Annotated in this window: 20 protein-coding genes; 9 read left to right on the plus strand and 11 right to left on the minus strand. The window is 41.1% G+C overall.

Annotated features, from left to right (window positions below; all coding sequences use genetic code 11):
• Positions 1 to 217 precede the first annotated feature (217 nt).
• The 3 genes from A4G16_RS09060 to A4G16_RS09070 are packed head-to-tail and all read left to right on the plus strand — an operon-like array spanning position 218 to position 3,502.
• Positions 218 to 886: a helix-turn-helix transcriptional regulator gene (locus A4G16_RS09060; RefSeq protein ID WP_165889593.1), complete on the plus strand. Its 669-nt coding sequence runs from the start codon at positions 218 to 220 to the stop codon at positions 884 to 886.
• 23 nt (positions 887 to 909) lie between these two features.
• Positions 910 to 2,187: an amino acid permease gene (locus A4G16_RS09065; RefSeq protein ID WP_165889594.1), complete on the plus strand. Its 1,278-nt coding sequence runs from the start codon at positions 910 to 912 to the stop codon at positions 2,185 to 2,187.
• Positions 2,188 to 2,200: 13 nt separating this feature from the next.
• Positions 2,201 to 3,502: a serine dehydratase subunit alpha family protein gene (locus A4G16_RS09070; protein WP_165889595.1), complete on the plus strand. Its 1,302-nt coding sequence runs from the start codon at positions 2,201 to 2,203 to the stop codon at positions 3,500 to 3,502.
• A gap of 67 nt (positions 3,503 to 3,569) precedes the next feature.
• On the opposite strand, the gene glyS is transcribed toward A4G16_RS09070, so the two are convergent.
• The 9 genes from glyS to mglB all read right to left on the minus strand — a co-directional run bounded on the left by glyS (position 3,570) and on the right by mglB (position 12,540).
• Entirely contained in the window at positions 3,570 to 5,732 is a 2,163-nt protein-coding gene (gene glyS / locus A4G16_RS09075) for a glycine--tRNA ligase subunit beta (protein ID WP_165889596.1), read from the minus strand.
• Positions 5,733 to 5,738: 6 nt separating this feature from the next.
• Positions 5,739 to 6,371 carry a hypothetical protein gene (locus A4G16_RS09080; RefSeq protein WP_165889597.1) on the minus strand — a complete coding sequence of 211 codons (633 nt, stop codon included), beginning with the start codon at positions 6,369 to 6,371 and terminating at the stop codon, positions 5,739 to 5,741.
• Between the two features lie 16 nt (positions 6,372 to 6,387).
• Positions 6,388 to 6,840, minus strand: a complete 453-nt coding sequence (locus A4G16_RS09085) for a hypothetical protein (protein WP_165889598.1) — start codon at positions 6,838 to 6,840, stop codon at positions 6,388 to 6,390.
• Between the two features lie 126 nt (positions 6,841 to 6,966).
• A complete protein-coding gene (locus A4G16_RS09090) occupies positions 6,967 to 7,230 on the minus strand; it encodes a hypothetical protein (RefSeq protein ID WP_165889599.1) in 264 nt (87 codons plus the stop codon).
• Between the two features lie 10 nt (positions 7,231 to 7,240).
• Positions 7,241 to 7,858, minus strand: a complete 618-nt coding sequence (locus A4G16_RS09095; protein WP_165889600.1) for a glutathione S-transferase family protein — start codon at positions 7,856 to 7,858, stop codon at positions 7,241 to 7,243.
• A gap of 15 nt (positions 7,859 to 7,873) precedes the next feature.
• Positions 7,874 to 8,782, minus strand: a complete 909-nt coding sequence (glyQ, locus tag A4G16_RS09100) for a glycine--tRNA ligase subunit alpha (protein ID WP_165889601.1) — start codon at positions 8,780 to 8,782, stop codon at positions 7,874 to 7,876.
• Positions 8,783 to 8,954: 172 nt separating this feature from the next.
• Positions 8,955 to 9,965 (minus strand): galactose/methyl galactoside ABC transporter permease MglC, encoded by a 1,011-nt coding sequence (gene mglC / locus A4G16_RS09105; RefSeq protein WP_165889602.1) that lies wholly within the window; start codon positions 9,963 to 9,965, stop codon positions 8,955 to 8,957.
• Between the two features lie 12 nt (positions 9,966 to 9,977).
• A complete protein-coding gene (gene mglA, locus A4G16_RS09110) occupies positions 9,978 to 11,477 on the minus strand; it encodes a galactose/methyl galactoside ABC transporter ATP-binding protein MglA (protein ID WP_165889603.1) in 1,500 nt (499 codons plus the stop codon).
• A 73-nt stretch (positions 11,478 to 11,550) separates the two neighbouring features.
• On the minus strand, positions 11,551 to 12,540 hold the full coding sequence (gene mglB / locus A4G16_RS09115; protein WP_165889604.1) for a galactose/glucose ABC transporter substrate-binding protein MglB: 990 nt from the start codon (positions 12,538 to 12,540) through the stop codon (positions 11,551 to 11,553).
• 340 nt (positions 12,541 to 12,880) lie between these two features.
• On the opposite strand from mglB, the gene A4G16_RS09120 reads away from it, so the two are divergent.
• The 6 genes from A4G16_RS09120 (at position 12,881) to menH (ending at position 19,197) form a co-directional block, all read left to right on the plus strand.
• Positions 12,881 to 13,168, plus strand: a complete 288-nt coding sequence (locus tag A4G16_RS09120) for a YfcZ/YiiS family protein (RefSeq protein WP_027073894.1) — start codon at positions 12,881 to 12,883, stop codon at positions 13,166 to 13,168.
• Positions 13,169 to 13,365: 197 nt separating this feature from the next.
• Positions 13,366 to 14,373, plus strand: a complete 1,008-nt coding sequence (locus tag A4G16_RS09125; RefSeq protein WP_165889605.1) for a TRAP transporter substrate-binding protein — start codon at positions 13,366 to 13,368, stop codon at positions 14,371 to 14,373.
• A 198-nt stretch (positions 14,374 to 14,571) separates the two neighbouring features.
• Complete coding sequence (locus tag A4G16_RS09130) at positions 14,572 to 15,195, plus strand: TRAP transporter small permease (protein WP_165889606.1); 624 nt, start codon at positions 14,572 to 14,574, stop codon at positions 15,193 to 15,195.
• Positions 15,195 to 16,478, plus strand: a complete 1,284-nt coding sequence (gene dctM / locus A4G16_RS09135) for a C4-dicarboxylate TRAP transporter large permease protein DctM (protein WP_165889607.1) — start codon at positions 15,195 to 15,197, stop codon at positions 16,476 to 16,478. Before A4G16_RS09130 ends, dctM begins: the two co-directional genes overlap by 1 nt.
• A 202-nt stretch (positions 16,479 to 16,680) precedes the next feature.
• On the plus strand, positions 16,681 to 18,387 hold the full coding sequence (menD, locus tag A4G16_RS09140; protein ID WP_165889608.1) for a 2-succinyl-5-enolpyruvyl-6-hydroxy-3-cyclohexene-1-carboxylic-acid synthase: 1,707 nt from the start codon (positions 16,681 to 16,683) through the stop codon (positions 18,385 to 18,387).
• Between the two features lie 42 nt (positions 18,388 to 18,429).
• Positions 18,430 to 19,197 carry a 2-succinyl-6-hydroxy-2,4-cyclohexadiene-1-carboxylate synthase gene (gene menH, locus A4G16_RS09145; RefSeq protein WP_165889609.1) on the plus strand — a complete coding sequence of 256 codons (768 nt, stop codon included), beginning with the start codon at positions 18,430 to 18,432 and terminating at the stop codon, positions 19,195 to 19,197.
• 1 nt (position 19,198) lies between these two features.
• On the opposite strand, the gene A4G16_RS09150 is transcribed toward menH, so the two are convergent.
• Both A4G16_RS09150 and A4G16_RS09155 read right to left on the minus strand, forming a co-directional pair.
• The gene (locus tag A4G16_RS09150) at positions 19,199 to 20,731 is read right to left on the minus strand and encodes a YifB family Mg chelatase-like AAA ATPase (protein ID WP_165889610.1); all 1,533 of its coding nucleotides are present in this window, start codon (positions 20,729 to 20,731) and stop codon (positions 19,199 to 19,201) included.
• 142 nt (positions 20,732 to 20,873) lie between these two features.
• Positions 20,874 to 21,209: a hypothetical protein gene (locus A4G16_RS09155; RefSeq protein WP_165889611.1), complete on the minus strand. Its 336-nt coding sequence runs from the start codon at positions 21,207 to 21,209 to the stop codon at positions 20,874 to 20,876.
• Positions 21,210 to 21,240 lie beyond the last annotated feature (31 nt).

The raw sequence follows: 21,240 nt of genomic DNA on the forward strand, positions 1-21,240 counted from the left end.
TATTTTCCTTCCTTTATAAGCTCTATATACCATTTTAATCAAGATAACTCAAATTTGCCACTTTTCCGAATGCTAATATTATTTGGTTTGTCCTCTATATTCCTAACTAAAACATGATCATAGTCAAAAAATCATTACTTTTCCCTGTCATTAAAGTTAAATTTAATTGACCCAAATAAACAAATTATTATAATTCACCAAAATAAAAGGGGAAAATATGTTAGATAAATTAGATTACCTTGATGATGCCGATAAAGAAATTATGCTGTCTTACTTTTCATTAAGTGAAGCTATTGCAAGCTTGCTAGGTGAATTCTGCGAAGTAGTTATTCATTCTCTTAATGCATACGAAAAGTCAATTATCAAAATTATCAATGGGCATCATACAAACCGTGAAGTTGGCTCTCCTATTACAGATAAAGGATTACAGTTACTAAAACTTTACCAAAAAGAGAAAAAAAACACTGAGCAAGTTTACTTTTCACGGTTAAATAATGGTAACTTAATTAAATCTACCACTCATATTATTATTGGTCATAAAGGTAAACCTATCGGTTTATTCTGTATTAATTTGAATTTATCTACTCCACTAGATAAAACGATTAGTTCTTTTATGGCTAGTGATCCTATTCCTCCCCATTATAAAAGTGAAAGCTTTATTACGAATCCGAAAGAACTCATTGAAGAAACTTTTCTTAAAGCAATAAATGAGATTGAGCAACATACTGCGAAAAATTCAAAACTCTATAAAAAATCCATTATTTTCTATTTGTTTGAAAATGGAATATTTGAGCTCAAAGAAGCTGTTCCCCTTGTTGCAGAAAAGCTCTCTCTAACCAGTCATGCTATTTATAAACACTTAAGAGAATTTAAAAATAATGCTTAATTTATACTAGCTAAGGAGAATCTATGGATACTCAAAAACTCTCACCTGCTGAATTCAAGCAGGCAACAAAATTTGATTCAACTGATTTTGGCTGGATCATTATGAGTATAGGAATGGCTATCGGGGCAGGAATTGTATTCTTACCCGTTCAAGTAGGACTTATGGGAATGTGGGTTTTCCTGCTTTCCTCTGTGATTGGCTATCCTGCCATGTATCTGTTTCAACGACTTTTTATTAATACTCTAGCAGAATCTCCGGAATGCCGAGATTATCCGACAGTCATTAGCGGTTATTTAGGAAAAAACTGGGGAATATTCTTAGGTATACTCTATTTTATTATGTTAGTAATCTGGGTGTTTGTTTACTCAATAGCAATAACCAACGACAGTGCCTCTTATCTTCTTACGTTTGGAATAACAGATACTCTGCTCTCTGATAACCCATTTTACGGTTTAATACTAATATGTATCCTAGTTGCGCTATCGTCCCGAGGTGAAAAGCTACTCTTTAAAATATCGACCTTTATGGTTCTGACAAAACTTTTAGTTGTCGCAGCTTTAGGAATCGCAATGGTTGGCATGTGGAAACTACATAATATAGGGGCATTACCTCCAACTGGAAAACTAATAAAAGACGCAATTATCACACTACCTTTCACACTCACCTCAATCCTATTTTTACAAACACTCAGCCCAATGGTTATTTCCTACCGTGCTAAAGAACAATCACGAGAAGTTGCCCGTTACAAAGCATTACGTGCCATGAATATTGCGTTTGCCATTCTATTTGTTACCGTTTTCTTTTACGCTGTCTCTTTTACGCTTGCAATGGGTCGAGAAGAAGCACTAAAAGCCTATGAACAAAATGTCTCTGCATTAGCCATTGCCGCACAGTTTTTTCCAGGTAGCTGGGCAACCTATGTGGGTGTCGCATTAAATATCTTTGCAGTCATGACCGCTTTCTTCGGTGTTTATTTAGGATTTAGAGAAGCAACACAGGGCATTGTCATGAATCTATTATTAAGAAAATTTCCTGCCGAAAAAATCAATCCTAATTACGTACAAAAAGGTATTATGGTATTCTCTATCCTACTCGCATGGAGTGCAATAGTCCTAAATGCACCGGTATTAAGCTTTACCTCAATCTGTAGCCCGATTTTCGGCTTAGTTGGCTGTTTAATTCCTGCCTATTTAGTTTACAAAGTGCCTGCATTATTTAAATATAAAGGGTTAGCACTCAATATTATTATCATAACCGGTATTTTATTATGTATTTCACCATTCCTAACATTTTTAGAGTAATAAGGTTCTATCTATGAATATTCGCTGTGAAAAATTAGAACAAGCCATTCTGCGTGCAGTTAACCATGAAGTTGTTCCTGCATTAGGTTGTACAGAGCCTATTTCTCTCGCCTTAGCTTCAGCAATTGCACGCCAATATTTAGGTCATCTGCCGGAGCGAATTGAAGAAAAAGTTTCTCCTAATTTAATGAAAAATGGCATGGGGGTTACCGTACCGGGCACAGCAACCGTTGGACTCCCAATGGCTGCTGCAATAGGGGCTATCGGTGGCGATCCTCATGGCGGTTTAGAAGTGCTGAAAAACATTACGCCTGCTCAAGTTGAGCAAGCCAAAGCAATGCTAAGTGATGATAAAGTGTCGGTATCGATTTTTGAAACAGAACACATTCTATATTCTGAAGCAACATTGTTTTACAAAACTCAACGTGTATGTGTTCGTATTGCAGAACATCATACTAATGTCATCTATATTGAAAAAAACGGTCAAACAATTTTAAGTAAGCCTTGTGCAGTGAATAATGACGATATTACGGAAATATTTACCTCACTTTCGGCAAAAGATATTTTCGATTTTTCGATGAACATTGAGTTAGAAAAAATTCGCTTTATCGAGCAAGCGGCACAATTAAACTCTGCACTATCAAAAGAAGGTTTGCGTACCGATTATGGATTACATATCGGACGTACACTACAAAAACAAATTGGCTTAGGCTTAATCAGCGATGATTTACTTAACCGTATTGTCATTGAGACCACCTCAGCCTCTGATGCCCGAATGGGCGGCGCAAGTTTACCGGCAATGAGTAATTCCGGCTCCGGTAATCAAGGTATTACCGCCACAATGCCTGTTGTAGTTGTTGCCCGCCATTTAAATATCGATGAAGAGAAACGCATTCGCGCTCTTTTTCTCTCTCATTTAATGGCAATTTATATTCACAGTAAATTACCTAAATTATCTGCACTATGCGCTGTTACCACTGCTGCTATGGGAAGCTGTGCCGGGGTTGCATGGTTACTGACAGGGAAATTTGAAAATATTAGTATGGCAATTAGTAGTATGATTGGAGATATCAGCGGAATAATCTGTGATGGCGCATCCAATAGCTGTGCAATGAAAGTATCTACCAGCGTCAGCTCTAGTTACAAATCTATACTCATGTCGATGGACAATAGCCAAGTAACCGGAAATGAAGGCATTGTCGAACACGATATCGATCGCTCTATCAACAACCTATGCAGCATTGCCTCTCGTAGCATGCAATACACCGACAAACAAGTTATTGAAATTATGGTGAATAAACCGAAATTGAAATAATCCTTTGGTAAAATTCTAGACAAAACAGACCGCTTGCAAGCGGTCTGTTTTCAGGAAAATTTTGCAATTATTGCAACAGCGAGATATCCGCCACTTGCAGGAACAAGCCTTGCAGCGTGCTTAAAATCGCTAAACGGTTTTGGCGCAGTTTTTGGTCTTCACTATTTACCATCACGCCGTCAAAGAACGCATCAACCGGCTGGCGGAGGTTCGCCAGTTTATCCAGCACAGCCGTGTAGTCGCCCTGTGCGATTAACGGTTGTACTTCGGATTTCAACGCAATAACTGCTTCCGCCAACGCTTTTTCCGCTGGTTCTACACAAGCTGAAAGATCAATGTCGCCAATCGCAATATCCGCTTTCGCTAAAATGTTGCTGACACGTTTATTTGCCGCAGCAAGAGCTTCTGCGCTTTCAAGCGTACGGAAGTGAGACACCGCACGCACACGGGCATCGAAGTCGGCAGGTTTGGTCGGACGGCGGGCAAGCACAGATTGGATTACATCCACTGCAATGCCTTCGCTTTCATACCATGCACGGAAGCGACCGAGCATAAAGTCTACTACTTCATTTACTAGTCGCTCATGACTTCCGTATTTGCCTTCTTTATTCTTTCCAAACTGCACTAACTCATCAGCTGCTGTCATAACTCTTACAGGTTCCGATTTAGCTTTTCTCTGATCATCTTGGATCTTATATAAGGTAATTGATGAACTTATAATATCAGCTAAATCTAACGGTAGGTTTTTCTCAACAATAATACGCAGAGAACCTAATGCCGCACGGCGTAGAGCGAACGGGTCGGCGCTGCCTTTCGGTGCTTGACCGATACCGAAAATCCCGGTGAGCGTGTCGAATTTATCCGCCAACGCCACCGAGCAAGCCACTAGACTGTTCGGCAAGTTGTCACCTGCAAAACGTGGCATATATTGCTCGTTCAACGCCACCGCCACTTCTTCATCTTCGCCGTCCGCTCGGGCATAGTGCATACCCATTACCCCTTGGGTGTCGGTAAATTCAAACACCATATTGGTCATCAGGTCGCATTTTGAAAGGAGACCAGCACGTTTCGCTTTGGTTTGGTCTGCCCCGATTTGAGCGGCGATTTCGCCAGCAAGCGATTCAATGCGAGCAGTTTTATCACGCAATGTACCGAGCTGTTGTTGGAACAACACGGTTTCAAGGCGTGGTAATTGATCTTCTAATTTCTGTTTTAAGTCGGTTTTGAAGAAGAACTCCGCATCGGTCAAACGTGGGCGGACGACTTTTTCGTTACCTTCGATGATCTTGCTCGGATCGTCCGGATTGATATTGGAAACGAAGATAAAGTGCGGTAACAATTTGCCGTCTTTGTCGTAAATCGGGAAGTATTTTTGGTCGCCTTTCATCGTGTAAACCAAGGCTTCCGCCGGCACGGCAAGGAAACGCTCTTCAAATTTAGCGGTTAGCACGTTCGGGTATTCGACTAATGAAGTCACTTCGTCTAACAAGTCTTCTTCAATATCTGCCACGCCACCCAAAGCGGTCGCTTTTTCTTGGGATTTTGCAAGGATCAATGCTTTACGCTCGTTGAAATCTGCCACCACTGAACCACGATCTTTCAGTAGCTGTGGGTATTGGTCGGCGTTGTCGATGGTAAATTCACGCTCGCCTAGGAAACGGTGTCCACGAATAGTACGACCGCTCGCCACGCCTAAAATATTGCCTTCAATCAGCTCCGCACCGAATAAAAGGGTTACGGTATGTACTGGGCGGACGAACTGCTCGGTTTTATCACCCCAACGCATCGTTTTCGGAATTGGTAGATTTGCCAAGGATTTCGCGATAATATCGACCAGCAGATTTTTAGTCGGCTGACCTTCAATCACGGCACGGTGTACCAACCATTCGCCCTTGTCGGTAGCGATACGCTCGGCTTGCTCAACGGTAATCCCACAGCCTTTCGCCCAGCCTTCTGCGGCTTTGGTCGGCTTGCCTTCGGCATCAAACGCCGCCGACACCGCAGGGCCTCGTTTCTCGATTTCTTTACTCGGTTGAGCGTCCTCCAAACCCAGCACTTTTACTGCCAAACGGCGTGGTGCGGCAAACCATTCGACTTTCTCGAATGATAAACCCGCTTGGTTCAGTTCTTGTTCAACATTCTCCGCAAATGCGGTCGCTAATTTTTTGAGCGCCTTCGGTGGCAGCTCTTCTGTGCCGATCTCGGCGAGGAAGTTTTGTGTTAAATTCATAACGTTCTACAAACCTATTTTATTAAATGAACTACTTTTAATCTGATCTAAAGTTGCTTCTTTTCTATTTGCAAAATTATTAACTATATCTTGTATATTTATATAGTTATTTTCAATGGCCTTTATTTCATGAGTGCTTAAATGGCTTTTTATACTCTCCAAATGCTTAATCATTTTCTGATGAATCTTAGCTCTTACTTCAAGATTAACAAATATAGCTGAGTAATCTTGCATTATTATTATCAAGTTTTGCTTCAAATTACCATATTCTTCTTTTAATTTTTCATATTCTTTTTCTAAGTTAGTGTGATTTTCTTTGAGATCTCTATGAATGCTATCTAATTTATTGTAATTGTCATTAATATTATTAAGTTTTAATAATAATTCATCATGTTTTTCTTTCAGGGAAGAAGATACATTCTCTTTACTATCAGGTTTATTATAAAATCTTTCACTTAACATAATTGTAGATATGTTAAATAAGAAAAACTTAACAACATCAAGAGATATGTTTGATCGTAATATTTCAGTAATAAAGAAAGATAGCTTACCATCTAAGTCCCAAAAATAGGAAATAACACCATACACTATAATTACTAATATATATGTGCCTAGAGAAACCCCAATTTTTTCCCACATAACATATCCTCATTCTTTATTCAAGAATATGCTGAATGGCAAAAAAGGTAATTCTTGCTTTAATTATTATAAGCATATCGAGAGCAGCTTTTATTATACTATCTCTACTATTTTCACTCTCATAATAAGGAATTTGGATTTGAGCATCTAGATTAAAGATGCCATTATCCATATTTAGAGTTACTTTAACTGCAGGAAAATTACTTATTTCATCCTTAAGATTGTTAAATATATTCTCAAGGTTGTTATCCAATGATTCTTTAATTTTATAATTGGTTTGCAGGAAAAGAGTGAATATACCAATTTTAATTTGACCATCCAATACGCTATCAAAAAATCCAAATTTTGAGTCCTCATAACTAAATGTCCCAGCTTTATCATTTTTGTTATCTATGTCAAAAAAAGATAAATCTGATATTCCTTCTATATTTTCTAAACTATTAGAAAAGGAAGCTACATTATTTTCCATAAAATACTCTCTTACTTAATATATTTTAATAGGATAAGAATTTTTTTCTTTTCCTGATGACTTCTTTCAAGCAACGAATACTGTCACTATATAGTTTGCAAAATTTCCGCTAAATTTCACCGCTTGTTAGCCAAAAATCCCTTCCAGTTCAGCTAACTCCAACACCACTTTATCCCCTTCCAACAGCAACGCTGGAATGCCGATATAGCCGTTGGCTTTGGCGTTATCAAAGGCGGGGTGTTGGTCTCTCAGGCGTAAAAACGGTTTGAGGGTTGAACCGCCTTTGGTGATGTCGCACTCGTCAAATTCCACGCCCAAACGTTCCAGTTCTGCAACAAAAGGCTCGGTGTCAGGACACCAGTGGGCGAAGTATAAAATCGGTTTTGTCATGAGGATTCCTTTATACCGTTGGTTTCGTTGCCCTCAGTGCAGGGTATTTCTCGTTCATCATTGCTGCCCAAGCGGTCAGATTTGGGAAATTTTTTGCTAAATCGTAGCCGGTATTCTCCGGGCGGAACTGCCACCAATCAATTAAACAGACGGCGGTTAATGTGCCGATATTGAGTTCATCGCCAAACTCGGCGAGCTTTTCTTCAAGCTGGGCAAAGCTGCGGATGTTACGCTCCATGAGCTGCTGATGACGTGCTTTCCACCACTCATTTTCAGGGCGAAAACGGCGTTCGGTGACAATCGTGGGCGTGGTATTTTCCAAAATCCCTTCCACTAAGGCGTGCAAACTCAGCACACGCCAACGCTGTTCATTTTTTGGGAAAAGCGTTGGCTGCGAGCCCATTTCGTCTAAATACTGACTGATCAAAAAACTGCCGAACAGCCAGTCACCATTTTCCATTTGCAATGCCGGAATACGCCCTAACGGGTTGTCTTGGTTGTGTGGCGAGTCGGGGTCAAATGAATTGGTAATACGCAGCAGTTCGACTTGCTGTTCAAGTTGATGATATTTTAATGTCGCCACCGCTTTGCGGGCGAATGAGCTGGTGGTTGAGTACCAAAGTTTCATTTTCTCCCCCTTACCTTATTTTTTACAACCAGGGAAGCCTAACGCTTCACGGCTGGCATAGTACGCTTCCGCCACGCCTTTGGTTAAGGCACGAATGCGTAAAATGTAGCGTTGGCGTTCGGTCACGGAGATCGCTTTGCGAGCGTCTAACAAGTTAAAGCTGTGTGCCGCTTTTAAAATGCGTTCGTACGCCGGCAGTGGTAACGGTTTTTCCAAGCCAAGCAGGTATTGAGCTTCTTTTTCGTACTGTTCGAAGCATTGGAATAGGAAATCCACATCGGCATATTCGAAGTTGTAGGTCGATTGCTCCACTTCGTTTTGGTGGAACACGTCGCCGTAGGTGGTTTTGCCCAGTTCGCCGTCCGACCACACGAGGTCATAGACGCTATCCACGCCTTGAATGTACATCGCTAAACGCTCTAAACCGTAGGTGATTTCACCCGTTACCGGTTTACATTCCAAGCCGCCAACTTGTTGGAAGTAGGTGAATTGGGTCACTTCCATACCGTTCAGCCACACTTCCCAGCCTAAGCCCCAAGCACCAAGCGTTGGGTTTTCCCAGTTGTCTTCCACGAAACGGATGTCGTTTTGGGTTGGGTCGAAGCCGAGCATTTTCAGGCTCTCTAAATAGAGTTCTTGAATATTGTCCGGCGATGGTTTAATCACTACTTGGAATTGGTAGTAGTGTTGCAAACGATTCGGGTTTTCGCCGTAACGACCGTCAGTCGGGCGGCGGGACGGCTGCACATAGGCAAACGCCATTGGCTCAGGGCCTAACGCACGCAAACAGGTCATCGGGTGTGATGTACCTGCACCCACTTCCATATCAAATGGCTGCACCACCGTGCAGCCTTTGCTTGCCCAGTAATCTTGCAGGGCTAAAATCATTCCTTGGAACGTTTTTACGTTGAATTTTGTTGTCATAACGTTATCTCTACTAATTATTTCAAAAATTGTTGAAAAATACTGGTTATTATAGCCTGTAAGCGGTCTTTTTTTGGGATTTTTTTGCAAATTTTTTAGGAAATTTAACCGCTTGTAGTCCCTAAAAGCAAAAAGCTAACCCGAAGGTTAGCTTTCTTAGTGTTGTGATTATCTATTTTTTCTTCGCGTATTTGAGCGAGTCAATCGCCACCGCTAAGATGATAATGCCACCTTTGATGATATATTGCCAATAAGGGTTTACACCGATGTAGGTTAAGCCGTAGTTGATAACGGTGAAGATTAATACCCCTGTTACCACGCCAATGATTGTGCCCACGCCACCGGCAAAGGATACACCACCTACAACACAGGCTGCGATTGCATCCATTTCGTACATAAAGCCGAGGTTGTTGGTTGCACTGCCGATACGGCCGGCTTCTAACATACCGCCGAAGGCATAGAATACGCCTGAAAGCATATAAATGCACATTAAGTTCAGTGGTACATTTACCCCTGATACACGGGCAGCTTCCGGGTTGCCACCAATGGCAAAGACGTTTTTACCAAAGCGGGTTTTGTTCCATAGTGTCCACATAATGAGGGTGGCAATCGCCGCATAAATAGTGATGTAAGATAACTTGAACTCACCAAAACGGAAAAAACCCTGAGCAAAGCTTGAAAAATCATCACTAAAACCGGCAATTGGTGACGAACCAACCGCATCATAGTAAAGTGAGTTAATACCATAAACGATGATCATCGTTCCCATTGTGGCGATAAAGGGGGTAACATTTAGGTATGCAACAACAAAACCGTTAAACAAGCCAATTACTGCCCCAATCGCACAAACAGTTAAAACCACCACCGGAATTGGAATTTCGCCTAAATTTGGGAAAACTTTATTCATATTTTCCATTGATTGTAACAAAGTTGCTGAAATTACCGCCGCTAACCCTACTTGGCGACCGGCAGATAAATCTGTACCTTGAGTCACAATCAAACCGGCAACACCAAGTGCAATAATTAAGCGAACCGAGGATTGCGATAAAATATTACTAAAGTTGCGTAAACTTAAAAAGCTCGGGTCTTGTACAATAATCACAATTAATAAGATTAATAAGACGAAGTAAATCGCATTTTGTTTAAAAAAATCGAGCGATTTATTTTGTTGTAAAGCGGACATAATTCACTCCTGTTATAAGTATTTTGCTGCGAGTTGCAAGATTTCTTCTTGTGAGGTTTTGGCGGTGTCAACAATACCTGCAACCTTACCATTGCTCATTACTAAAATTCGGTCTGTCACACCCAGTAATTCTGGCATTTCCGATGAAATCATGATGATACCTTTATCTTTATTCGCTAATTCCAAAATAAGCTGATAAATTTCAAACTTAGCACCAATATCAATACCACGGGTTGGTTCATCCAACATCAAAATTTCCGGCTGGGTTAATAGCCAACGTCCAATAATGACTTTTTGTTGATTACCACCAGAGAGTGAGCCGATATGTGTTTGATGTGAAGGGGTCTTCACATTCATTGAATCAATAACCCACTGAGTATCGCTTTTCATTTTTCTCGTGCTAAGCAGACCAAATTTCCCTAGGTAAGCCTTCATATTTGAAATGAGAGAATTGAATTCAATGCTCAAGTTGGCATAAATGCCCGTAGAGCGGCGTTCTTCCGTTACCAAAGCAAAACCATTATTGATAGCATCAAAAGCATTACGGTTATTAATCTCTTTACCGTGTAATTTGACCGTACCACCGGCTTTTTCCCGCACACCGAAAATTGTTTCGACGATATCAGTTCGTTTTGCTCCAACCAAACCGGCAATACCTAAAATTTCCCCTTTCCGTAAGGTAAAATTAACATCTTGAATTGAAGGTTGATTCTTTGCGGTTAAATGCTCAACTTCCAGCACTACCTCTTTCGGTACGTTGGTTTTTTCTGGGAAGCGCTGTGTTAGTTCTCGTCCTACCATCATTGAAACCACTTGTTCCATTGAGGTATCTTTAATGGCAACCGTATTTACCCATTTACCGTCTCGAAGAATAGTAATTTCATCACAAATTTTGAAAATTTCGTCCATTTTATGAGAAATATAGATAATGCCACAGCCCCTGTCTTTCAGTTTTTGAATAATTTTAAATAAGTGTTCTACTTCTTTTTCAGACAGAGAAGAGGTTGGCTCATCCATAATCACAATTTTGGCATTATAAGAGAAGGCTTTAGCAATCTCGATCATCTGCATTTGCGAAACAGATAATTTCGCGACTTTATCACGCGGATCAACATCAATATCTAATTCATCAAAAATAGCTTTGGTATCACGATACATTTTATCGTGATCAACGAAAGGACCTTTTAATGGATAACGACCTAACCATAAATTATCCATTACAGTCACCTGCTTAACGAGGTTCAGCTCTTGATGAACCATTGAAATCCCATTTTCAAGCGCTTCTTTTGAAGTTTTAAAATTTATCGGCTTACCGAGAAATAAAATATCACCCTCATCTTTAGCATAAATTCCAAATAAGCATTTAAGCAAAGTGGATTTGCCCGCCCCATTTTCTCCCATTAAGGCATGAACACTATGAGATTTTACCGTTAAGTTAGCGCGGTCTAAGGCTTTAACCCCCGGGAACGACTTACTAACATTCGTCATTGTGAGTAATACTTCGCCTGTCATATCTCACCCCTGATTACATCGAAAACTCGAAAAAAAGGCACGAGTAACCATTACCCGTGCCATAAAATGTTAATTATTTTAAAAATTCAGCTAAGTTATCTTGATCTACACCAACGTAAGGAATACGTACAACACGGTTTTCTAATTTCCATTGTGTACCAGCAACAGCGTCTTTACCGTCAGCTAAATTTGCTGAAAGTTGAACAACCGCTTTACCTTGGTTTACGCCATCATTTAACACAGTACCTGCAATTTCACCTTTTTTGATTAATTGAAGCACTTCAGGCAGTGCATCTACACCAAAAATCGGTAATTTTTTACCATGTGCCTTAGTCGCCTCTAACGCACCTAATGCCATACCGTCATTATTAGAAATGATCACCTCAATATCCTTTGCTTTACCACTTGATAACCAAGCATCTACTTTATCTTTAGCTTGCGCTGCATCCCATAAAGCCGCATCCATAAAGATTTGCTCACTTTCAATGCCCTTTTCTTTTAAGCTTTCAACTACATATTTGGTACGCGCTTCCGCATCTGGATGACCCGGTTCACCTTTTAACAACGCAAATTGGATTTTACCGTCTTTGTTTAAATCTAACTCAGGATGTGCTTTCCATTGTTTTGCGATTAACTCACCTTGAATCATACCCGACTCTTTTGGCTCAGTACCGACATAATAAGCTTTTGGATAGCTTTCAATCGCTGCAGCACCTGGATCTTTATTGAAGAACACCACAGGTACATCTTCACCTTTTGCTTTTTGGATAATCGTTTTATATGCAGAAGGGTCAACTAAGTTAATTGCTAAGGCTTTCACCCCTTTAGAAAGCAATACATCAACTTGGTCATTTTGAATAGATTGAGTATTTTGCGAGTCATTCATTAACAAATTGACTTTCTGATTTGCTCCCTCTTTTTCGATCTCTTTACGCATTAACGCCATAAAGTTATCGTCATATTTATAGATAGTTACACCGATGCGATTTTCAGCTTGAGCGGTACTGATAGTTGCACTTAATGCAACTGCCACTGCTACTGCACTTAATACTGCTTTCTTCATAGGAGATCACCTCTTGTTAGTATAGATATATATTGATTGTTTATCATAAACAACTTAAGGCGAAGCATAACGAATTTAAAAAAAACAATCCGTGATCATCATCACAGAATTAAGATAAAGTGGAGAATTTTTCAACTTAACCTTCTCACTTTGAATATTCACTCTAGATCAAGCATAACAAGCGGTTAAAAAAACAAGATTTTTTGCAAATATCTCTCACCGGAAAACTCAGCGCTTTAAAATTCTATCTAAATCAAATTATCACTACTTCAAGATTGCACCTCAACACATTTAGTTTTAAAGTAAGCGCACTTTTCAATCAATTTACAAGGATACTTTTATGAAAAACGACAAACCCATTGAATGCAAAGGGTGCAACACCTTTGACGTCGGCTCAATTCTAGACAATAGTGAAACTACTGCTAAGATTCAACGCATCTATGAAAACGAAATCGAAGCCCAAACTGCCCTTGAAAAATTTATCCAAAAAGCTCGAGATATCCAGAGTGAGCCTTGTGAAATCACAAGTGAAATCCGCCCTGTTGCAGAGGGTGTTGAACTCAATGCACATTTCAAATTCAGCTGCCAAGCTGAAGTAGTTATTTTCCAATTAGCTACCCGTTTCTAATATAAAAAGGCTGGTTTATGCCAATATTGAATCAGCCTACTATAATTTCTCATCACTCCCATCCAAGCTGCAAATAAAGTAAAAAAAATGTAAAAATTTTGAGAGGTAGCTCAAATTTTTAGAAATTTTTTATTTACTTTTTCTAAAAGTCAGGCAAATTACGAAATATTATTAACCCCTATTTAACGGAGTGAATTATGTTAAGCAAACATCTTAAAAAAGCTATGGTCGCATTAACTGTGGGTGCGGCACTCTCTTTTTCTTCTCTTACGGCACTGGCAAATAATCCTATCGTCATTAAATTCTCCCACGTGGTTGCCAACGAAACCCCGAAAGGTCAGGGGGCGTTGATGTTCCAAAAATTGGTGGACGAGCGTTTGGCGGGCAAAGTGAAAGTGGAAGTGTATCCGAACTCTTCACTCTATGCAGACGGTAAAGAGATGGAAGCGTTACTGTTAAACAACGTGCAAATGCTTGCGCCTTCTCTGGCGAAATTCGATAAATATACGCCGAAAATTCAGATTTTCGATCTGCCGTTCTTATTTGACGACATCAAAGCCGTTGAGCGTTTTGAGCAGTCTGAAGCGGGTAAATCCTTGCTGAAATCAATGGAAGACAAAGGCATTACCGGTCTTTCTTACTGGAATAACGACTTAAAACAACTTTCTGCCAACAAAGAGTTGCGTGAGCCGAAAGATGCGCGTGGCTTGAAATTCCGTGTGCAAGCGTCTGAAGTGTTAGATGCCCAGTTCAAAGCGATCAAAGCCGTACCACGTAAAATGGCATTCGGTGAGATGTATCAAGGCTTACAAACCGGCGTAGTAAATGGTGCAGAGAACCCGTATTCAAACATCTACTCACAAAAAATCCACGAAGTGCAAAAATTCATCACAGAATCTAACCACGGCTTGCTCTCCTATATGGTTATCGTGAACACCGAATTCTGGAACAAAATTCCGGAAGATATCCGTAGTGAGCTGAGCAAAATCTTAGATGAAGTGTCGGTGGAAGTGAATAAACAGTCGCACGAGCTGAACCAATCAGATAAGAAGAAAATTGTAGATTCAGGCGCCTCACAAATTGTTGAATTGACTGCAGAGCAACGTGAAAAATGGCGTGAAGCGATGCGTCCGGTGTGGAAGCAATTTGAAGATGCCATTGGTGCAGATTTAATCAAAGCTGCCGAAGCGGCGAATAAACAGTAATTTCTGCTGTTCTTTTGAGCGAATGCGGTAGCTTTTCGGGGCTGTCGCATTCTTGTTTTTATTAATAATGTGAAAGTTATGTGTAGGGGCGGTTTTTAACCCGCCCGCAAGCGGTGAATTTATTGAAATTTTCTGCAAATTTGAGTGATTTGGGCAGGCTCCCCCTACGATAAGGTTTTTACATTTTAGGAGTAAAAAATGGCTGCGTTAAAGTGGTTTTGGGAACGGATTGAGGAGTGTGCCATCTCTATTTTGTTGATGGTGATGACCCTCGTGACGTTCTTTTATGTCGTGTTCAACAACCTCTACAATGTCTTTTTTGATTTAGCCGAAGCCGTGCCGTTTACCGCCGGTTTCGCTGAGCCGATTGGCGAATGGATTATGGAAACTGCACAGGAGATGACTTGGAGTGTCGCCTTAACAAAAGCGTGCTTCGGTTGGTTGATCTTCTTCGGAGCATCTTACGGCGTGCGTACTGCAGGGCATATCGGTGTGGATGTATTAGTTAAACGCTTCTCCCGTTCAGGACAGAAAGTGATCGGTTTGGTTGCAGTGGGGGCTTGCTTGGTGTATGCCGCCTTGATTGCCAGTGCCAGCTACGAGTGGATTTCAGCCATGTATGTGGCAGATATTGGGGCAGAAGATCTACACCAGTTCCACCTCAAACAGTGGCATATCGGCTTAATTATGCCGGTTGGGTTTGCCTTAATCGGTATTCGTTTTATTGAAATTTTAGTGCGTATTCTCAAAGGCAAACAGGTCGGCTTAGGCTTGGCAGATGAGAGCGAAGATGCGTTGAAACTGGCACAAGGAGAAGAATAATGACGATTTTAGTGCTGTTTAGCTTACTCTTTATTTTGATGTTCCTTGGTGTGCCGATTGCGATTTCGCTCGGTTTATCAGGAGCTGTTACCATTATGTTTTTCAGCCAAGACTCGGTGAGTTCGTTGGCGATTAAACTATTTGAAACCTCCGAACACTATACGCTACTGGCGATCCCGTTCTTCCTGCTTGCCGGTGCATTTATGACTACAGGTGGTGTGGCAAAACGTTTGATCGACTTTGCCAATGCAACTGTTGGACATATTCGTGGTGGTTTGGCGATTGCTGCCGTGCTTTCCTGTATGCTGTTCGCCGCCCTTTCAGGCTCAAGCCCGGCAACGGTTGCCGCAGTTGGTTCAATTGCGATTGCGGGCATGGTGCGTTCAGGTTATCCGGTTGGTTTTGGCACAGGGATTATCTGTAATGCCGGCACACTTGGGATCTTAATTCCGCCGTCTGTGGTCATGGTGGTTTACGCCGCGTCAACCGAAACCTCCGTTGGTAAACTGTTTATGGCAGGGGTTGTGCCGGGGATTTTACTCGGTGTGGTGTTAATGGTTGCAATCTATATTGTTGCTCGCATTAAAAATCTCCCAGCTCAACCACGTGCGACTGTTAGAGAATGGTTTGCCGCGGCTCGTAAAGCAATTTGGGGCTTGCTGTTAATGGTCATCATCTTAGGTGGTATTTACAGCGGTATCTTCACCCCAACCGAAGCAGCTGCGGTGGCTGCGGTCTATTCGTGGTTTGTGGCAGTCTTTATCTATAAAGACGTGAAGCTGCGTGACTGCCCGAAAGTGTTGTTAGAATCGGCAAAATTAAGTGTGATGTTAATGTTTATCATCGCTAACGCCATGTTATTTGCCCACGTTTTAACGACCGAGCAAATTCCACAGTTAATTACGGAAACCGTTGTAGAATGGAACTTACAGCCGTGGACGTTCCTGCTGGTGGTAAACATTGTGTTGCTGATTGCTGGTGCTTTTATGGAGCCGTCTGCGATTATCTTAATCCTTGCACCAATTTTATTCCCAATTGCAGTGCAATTAGGTATTGACCCAATTCATCTCGGGATCATTATGGTGGTGAATATGGAAATCGGCTTGATTACTCCACCAATTGGGTTGAATCTGTTTGTTGCATCAGCAGTCTCAAAAATGCCGTTGGCTGACGTAGTGAAAGCCGCAATGCCGTGGTTGCTGATTTTGCTTAGCTTCTTGGTGCTGATTACTTATATTCCAGCGATTTCGTTGGCATTGCCGAATTGGATTGGGATTAATTAAGATAGATTAACGCTAATACAAGCGGTTTCTTTTAAGAAATTTTTTACCAATTCTATTAAAACAACCACCCGTTATACTTAAGTTATTTTGGGTGGTTGTTTCATTAAAAACCCAATAATTTTGCTAAAAACTTCCCAAAATAATTTAACTTTTTGCTACAATTTGAGCTATTTATCGGACTTATCAATCAGTAGAGAAGAATATGAATAGAAGTTCTTTTAACCGCACTTGGGCAAAAGTAATTTTAAGTGCGTTAATGCGTTATGGTGTCAAACATTTCTGTATTGCCCCCGGCTCTCGCTCAACCCCTTTAACGCTTGAAGCAGTACAACTTCAACAAACACAATATGCTGAATGTCACACTCACTTTGACGAACGAGGATTAGGCTTTTATGCCCTAGGTATTGCTAAAGCAACCAATAGCCCGGTGGCGATTATCGTTACCTCAGGAACTGCGGTCGCCAATTTATATCCTGCAGTTATTGAAGCCAGCCTTAGTCATCAAAAATTAATTATTCTGTCTGCTGATCGTCCCATGGAATTAATCGGCTGTGGCGTTAACCAAGCTATTTTTCAACAAGGTATTTTTGCCGATTATCCGGTAGCAAGTATCAATTTACCTAAAGCTAACGAGGCTTATAATGCAAGTTGGTTGGTTTCAACGATTGAACAGGCTTGTACTACCCAAACACAACAGGGTGGTGTATTACATATCAATGCCCCGTTTGAAGAACCGCTGTATGAAGCAGACATTAACGAGATTCTTAATACGCCTTGGTTACGTCCGATTCAAGGTTGGTTAAATAATTCACAAACCAAATGGATTGACCAGCAAAGTATCCAAAGTGAAGTTTCTATGCACGAAAATTGGGATTACTGGCGTACAAAACGAGGGGTCATTATTGTTGGCAAACTGCCTCCTGAGCAAGGTACCGGCTTAAAAACTTGGGCGGAGACAATGGGCTGGTGCTTGCTAAGTGACGTGCAATCTTGTATTGAAGCAAGCCTACCTTACGCGGATATTTGGCTTTCAAATGACACAGTCAAACAGCGTTTACTACAAGCGGATATTGTTATTCAATTCGGTACACAGCTTGTCAGTAAACGAGTCAATGAATTTTTAAAAGCCTTCCAAGGTGAATATTGGGTAGTAGATGAATCGCAAAATTACATTAATCCAAATGCTCATCATCAAACACGCTTTATCGCCAAAGCACACCACTTTTTACGAGTGCATCCGCCACTTCGTCAAAAACCATGGTTACTTGAGCCATTAGCATTATCACAATTCTGTGCGACTTTTATTGAACAACAAGTAGGCGGCAGTTTAAGTGAGGCTTCACTGGCACACAATATTCAAGACGTGTTGGCGGTGAATGGTAACTTATTCATCGGCAACAGTTTATTTGTCCGTTTGGTTGATGCGCTATGTAAACTGCCTGAAGGCTATCCGGTTTACACTAACCGTGGTGCCAGCGGTATTGATGGTTTAATTGCGACCATGGCAGGTGTAGCGAAGGGAAGCGATCGACCAACTGTGGGTGTAGTTGGTGATATTTCCGCTCTACATGATCTTAATTCTATTGCTCTTTTAACTAAGATCACTCAACCAACTATCCTATTTGTGGTAAACAATAGCGGTGGAGCCATGTTTGATATGTTACCTGTTGATAACAAGGCAAAAGACCAATATTATCGTCTAGCCCACAACTTTGAGTTTGCACAGGTTGCAACCATGTTTGGCATTGAATATATCCGTCCGTTTACTTGGGCAGATTTAAAAACCAAACTCAAACATGCTTATGCTCGTAAAGGTGTTACCTTAGTTGAAATTAAGGTGAACGAACACGATGGCAGTAATATGTATAAATCGCTGCTAAAACAAATTTCACAGGCAGAAATTGCATAATTATCTATTTAGGGCGTAACTTGCGCCCTTATTTTCAATACTATGCTCTCATTTCAATGGCACGCAGAATTCGGAACTCCTGTAGTATTTTTACACGGCTTACTCGGCTCTCAACAAGACTGGCAAGCCCTACTTTCGCATTTGCAAAATTTTACTGAAATTCGACCGCTTACTATCGACCTCCCTTTTCACGGCTTAAGCGAACAAATAAATTGCACCGATTTTGCCGAGCTACGTACTCAATTGCACACAACGTTTGAAACGGTAATAGGCTCAGAGCCCTTCTATTTAGTTGGCTATTCTTTAGGTGGACGAGCAGCCTTAGATTACATGTTAAACATAGACAATCCAAACTTAGTTGGTACAATTTTAGAAGGGACAAATATCGGCTTAGACTCTGAGGCTAATAGCCAAACTCGTTGGCAAAATGACTGCAGATGGGCGAACCGTTTTCGTCAAGAACCTATAGAAAATGTGCTACAAGATTGGTATCAACAACCTGTTTTTGCTGATTTAACTGAATCGGACCGAGCGACTTATATTGCTAGCCGAAAGCATAATCAAGGTATACAAATTGCCAATATGCTTGAAGCAACCAGCCTTGCGAAACAGCCAAACTACGCCAAGCAGCTAAACCAAACGAACAAAAATATCGTGTTTTTTATTGGAGAAAAAGATCAAAAATTCCGCCAAATGGCTGAAACACACCAGATCCCAACGCAAATTATTTCAAATGTGGGACATAATACACACCGAGCCAACCCACAGGAATTTGTCGAAAAATTGATAGCGTTTATAAATAACCAATAAACTAATTCTCTCCTTGCAACCGCTGCAATAATCTATCCATCGCCCGATAACCTAAGGCTTCTGCCAGATGAATCTGCTGAATCTGCTCCTCACCGGCTAAATCAGCAATGGTACGTGATACTTTTAAAATTCGATGATAAGCCCGTACCGATAAGCCTAATTTTGTCAGAGCCGATTCTAAAAATAGTGCATCTTGTGAGGATAACTTGCAATCTCGCTCAATTTCTCGGGTGGTGAGCTGTGAATTAATTTTTCCTGCTCGCTGAAACTGCATTTTTCTTGCTAAAAACACCCGCTTGCGGACCTGTTCTGTGGTTTCACCCCTATTCTCCGAGCCACTTTGCAACGCCCCTTGAGGTAATAGCGGCACTTCAATCGAGAGGTCGAAGCGATCTAAAAACGGACCTGAAAGGCGATTTAAATATCGTATTACCTGCTGTGGAGAAGTTCGATTATGAGTTCCTTGATAATGCCCTGTAGGGCTTGGATTCATCGCCGCAATAAGTTGAAAGCGAGCCGGAAATTGCACCTTAGCATTGGCTCTGGAAATCACAATTTCACCTGCCTCTAGTGGCTGGCGTAGAGCATCAAGCACTTTGCGTTCAAACTCGGGCAATTCATCTAAAAACAGAATGCCATTGTGGGCAAGTGAAATCTCACCCGGTTTGGGGATCGTTCCTCCACCCACTAACGCAACCATTGAAGCACTATGGTGGGGAGCTCGAAAAGGCCTCTGCTTCCAGTTATGAAAATTTAGCTCATTTTGTACCAGACTGGTGACAGAAGCCGTCTCTATCGCTTCTTCATCCGACATTTCCGGTAATAGATCTGCCAAACGGCTTGCTAACATCGTCTTGCCTGTTCCGGGAGGCCCAAGAAACAATAAATTATGTTGCCCTGCCGCTGCAATGGTTAAGGCTCTTTTGGCATGTTGTTGCCCGATAATATCGGTTAAATCTCGGTTTACAAGCGGTCTATTTTCAGCAGAATTTTGCGAAATTTGCTGACAAATAGGCAATTTATCGCGCTTATTTAACATATTTACTACATCCAGCAATGATCCAGCACAGTAAGTCGTTGCATTTGACACCAGAGCTGCCTCATTCGCATTTTGCTTAGCTAAAATTATTTGGCGCTTTACTTTATCAGCAGAAATAACCGCAGGTATGGTACCGTGAACACCTCGCAAATGCCCGGTTAAAGCGAGCTCGCCTAAAAATTCAAACTGTTTAAGCAAATCTGAATCTATCTGCCCGGAAGCCGCCAAAATACCGATAGCAATCGGCAAATCAAACCTCCCCCCTTCTTTTGGCAAATCAGCAGGCGCAAGGTTAATCGTAATCCTTTGTGGTGGATAGATAAAATTTGCATTGATTAAAGCACTACGAACCCGATCACCGGCTTCTTTAACAGTAGCTTCCGGTAAGCCTACAATAGTTAATCTTGGCTGACCATTACTGATATGCACCTCAATAGTCACAAGAGGGGCTTCTACACCGATAGAAGCACGGCTGTAAACAATAGCTAAAGTCATATAGTTTAAAAAGCAAGAAATAGATAACGGGAGGATAAGAGGAAAGAGAAAATGATGGTAGAAACAATATTTAAATTTTCGATCGAGATCGCAAAAATAATTTTAAAATTGAAAAAGCCGATTAACAATCGGCTTTTTAAGACTATTTTACAATTTCAACCGGACCGTGATCATCGCAGTGATCGCCATGTTGGTGGTGTAAACGACCATTTACAATGTAATCAATATGATCACCATGCGGCACAGCCTCATGTCCGCAGCCTTCACCATGGATATGGTCTCCACAGTCATGAGCATGATTACACACTATCGGGTTCTGTTCATTTACATCTAACACATGTTCATCATAGTGATCACCATGTTTATGGTGTAAATGACCATCATGCAAATAATCTACATGATCGTTATGTCTAATTGCTGTATGACCGCAGCCCTCACCGTGCTCATGCTCGTGGTTTGCATGTGTTTTACAAGCCATAAAATACTCCTTTTATCTGATAAATTCAGAT

The organism is Mannheimia granulomatis, from assembly GCF_011455695.1.
In the GTDB taxonomy this organism is placed as follows: domain Bacteria; phylum Pseudomonadota; class Gammaproteobacteria; order Enterobacterales; family Pasteurellaceae; genus Mannheimia; species Mannheimia granulomatis_A.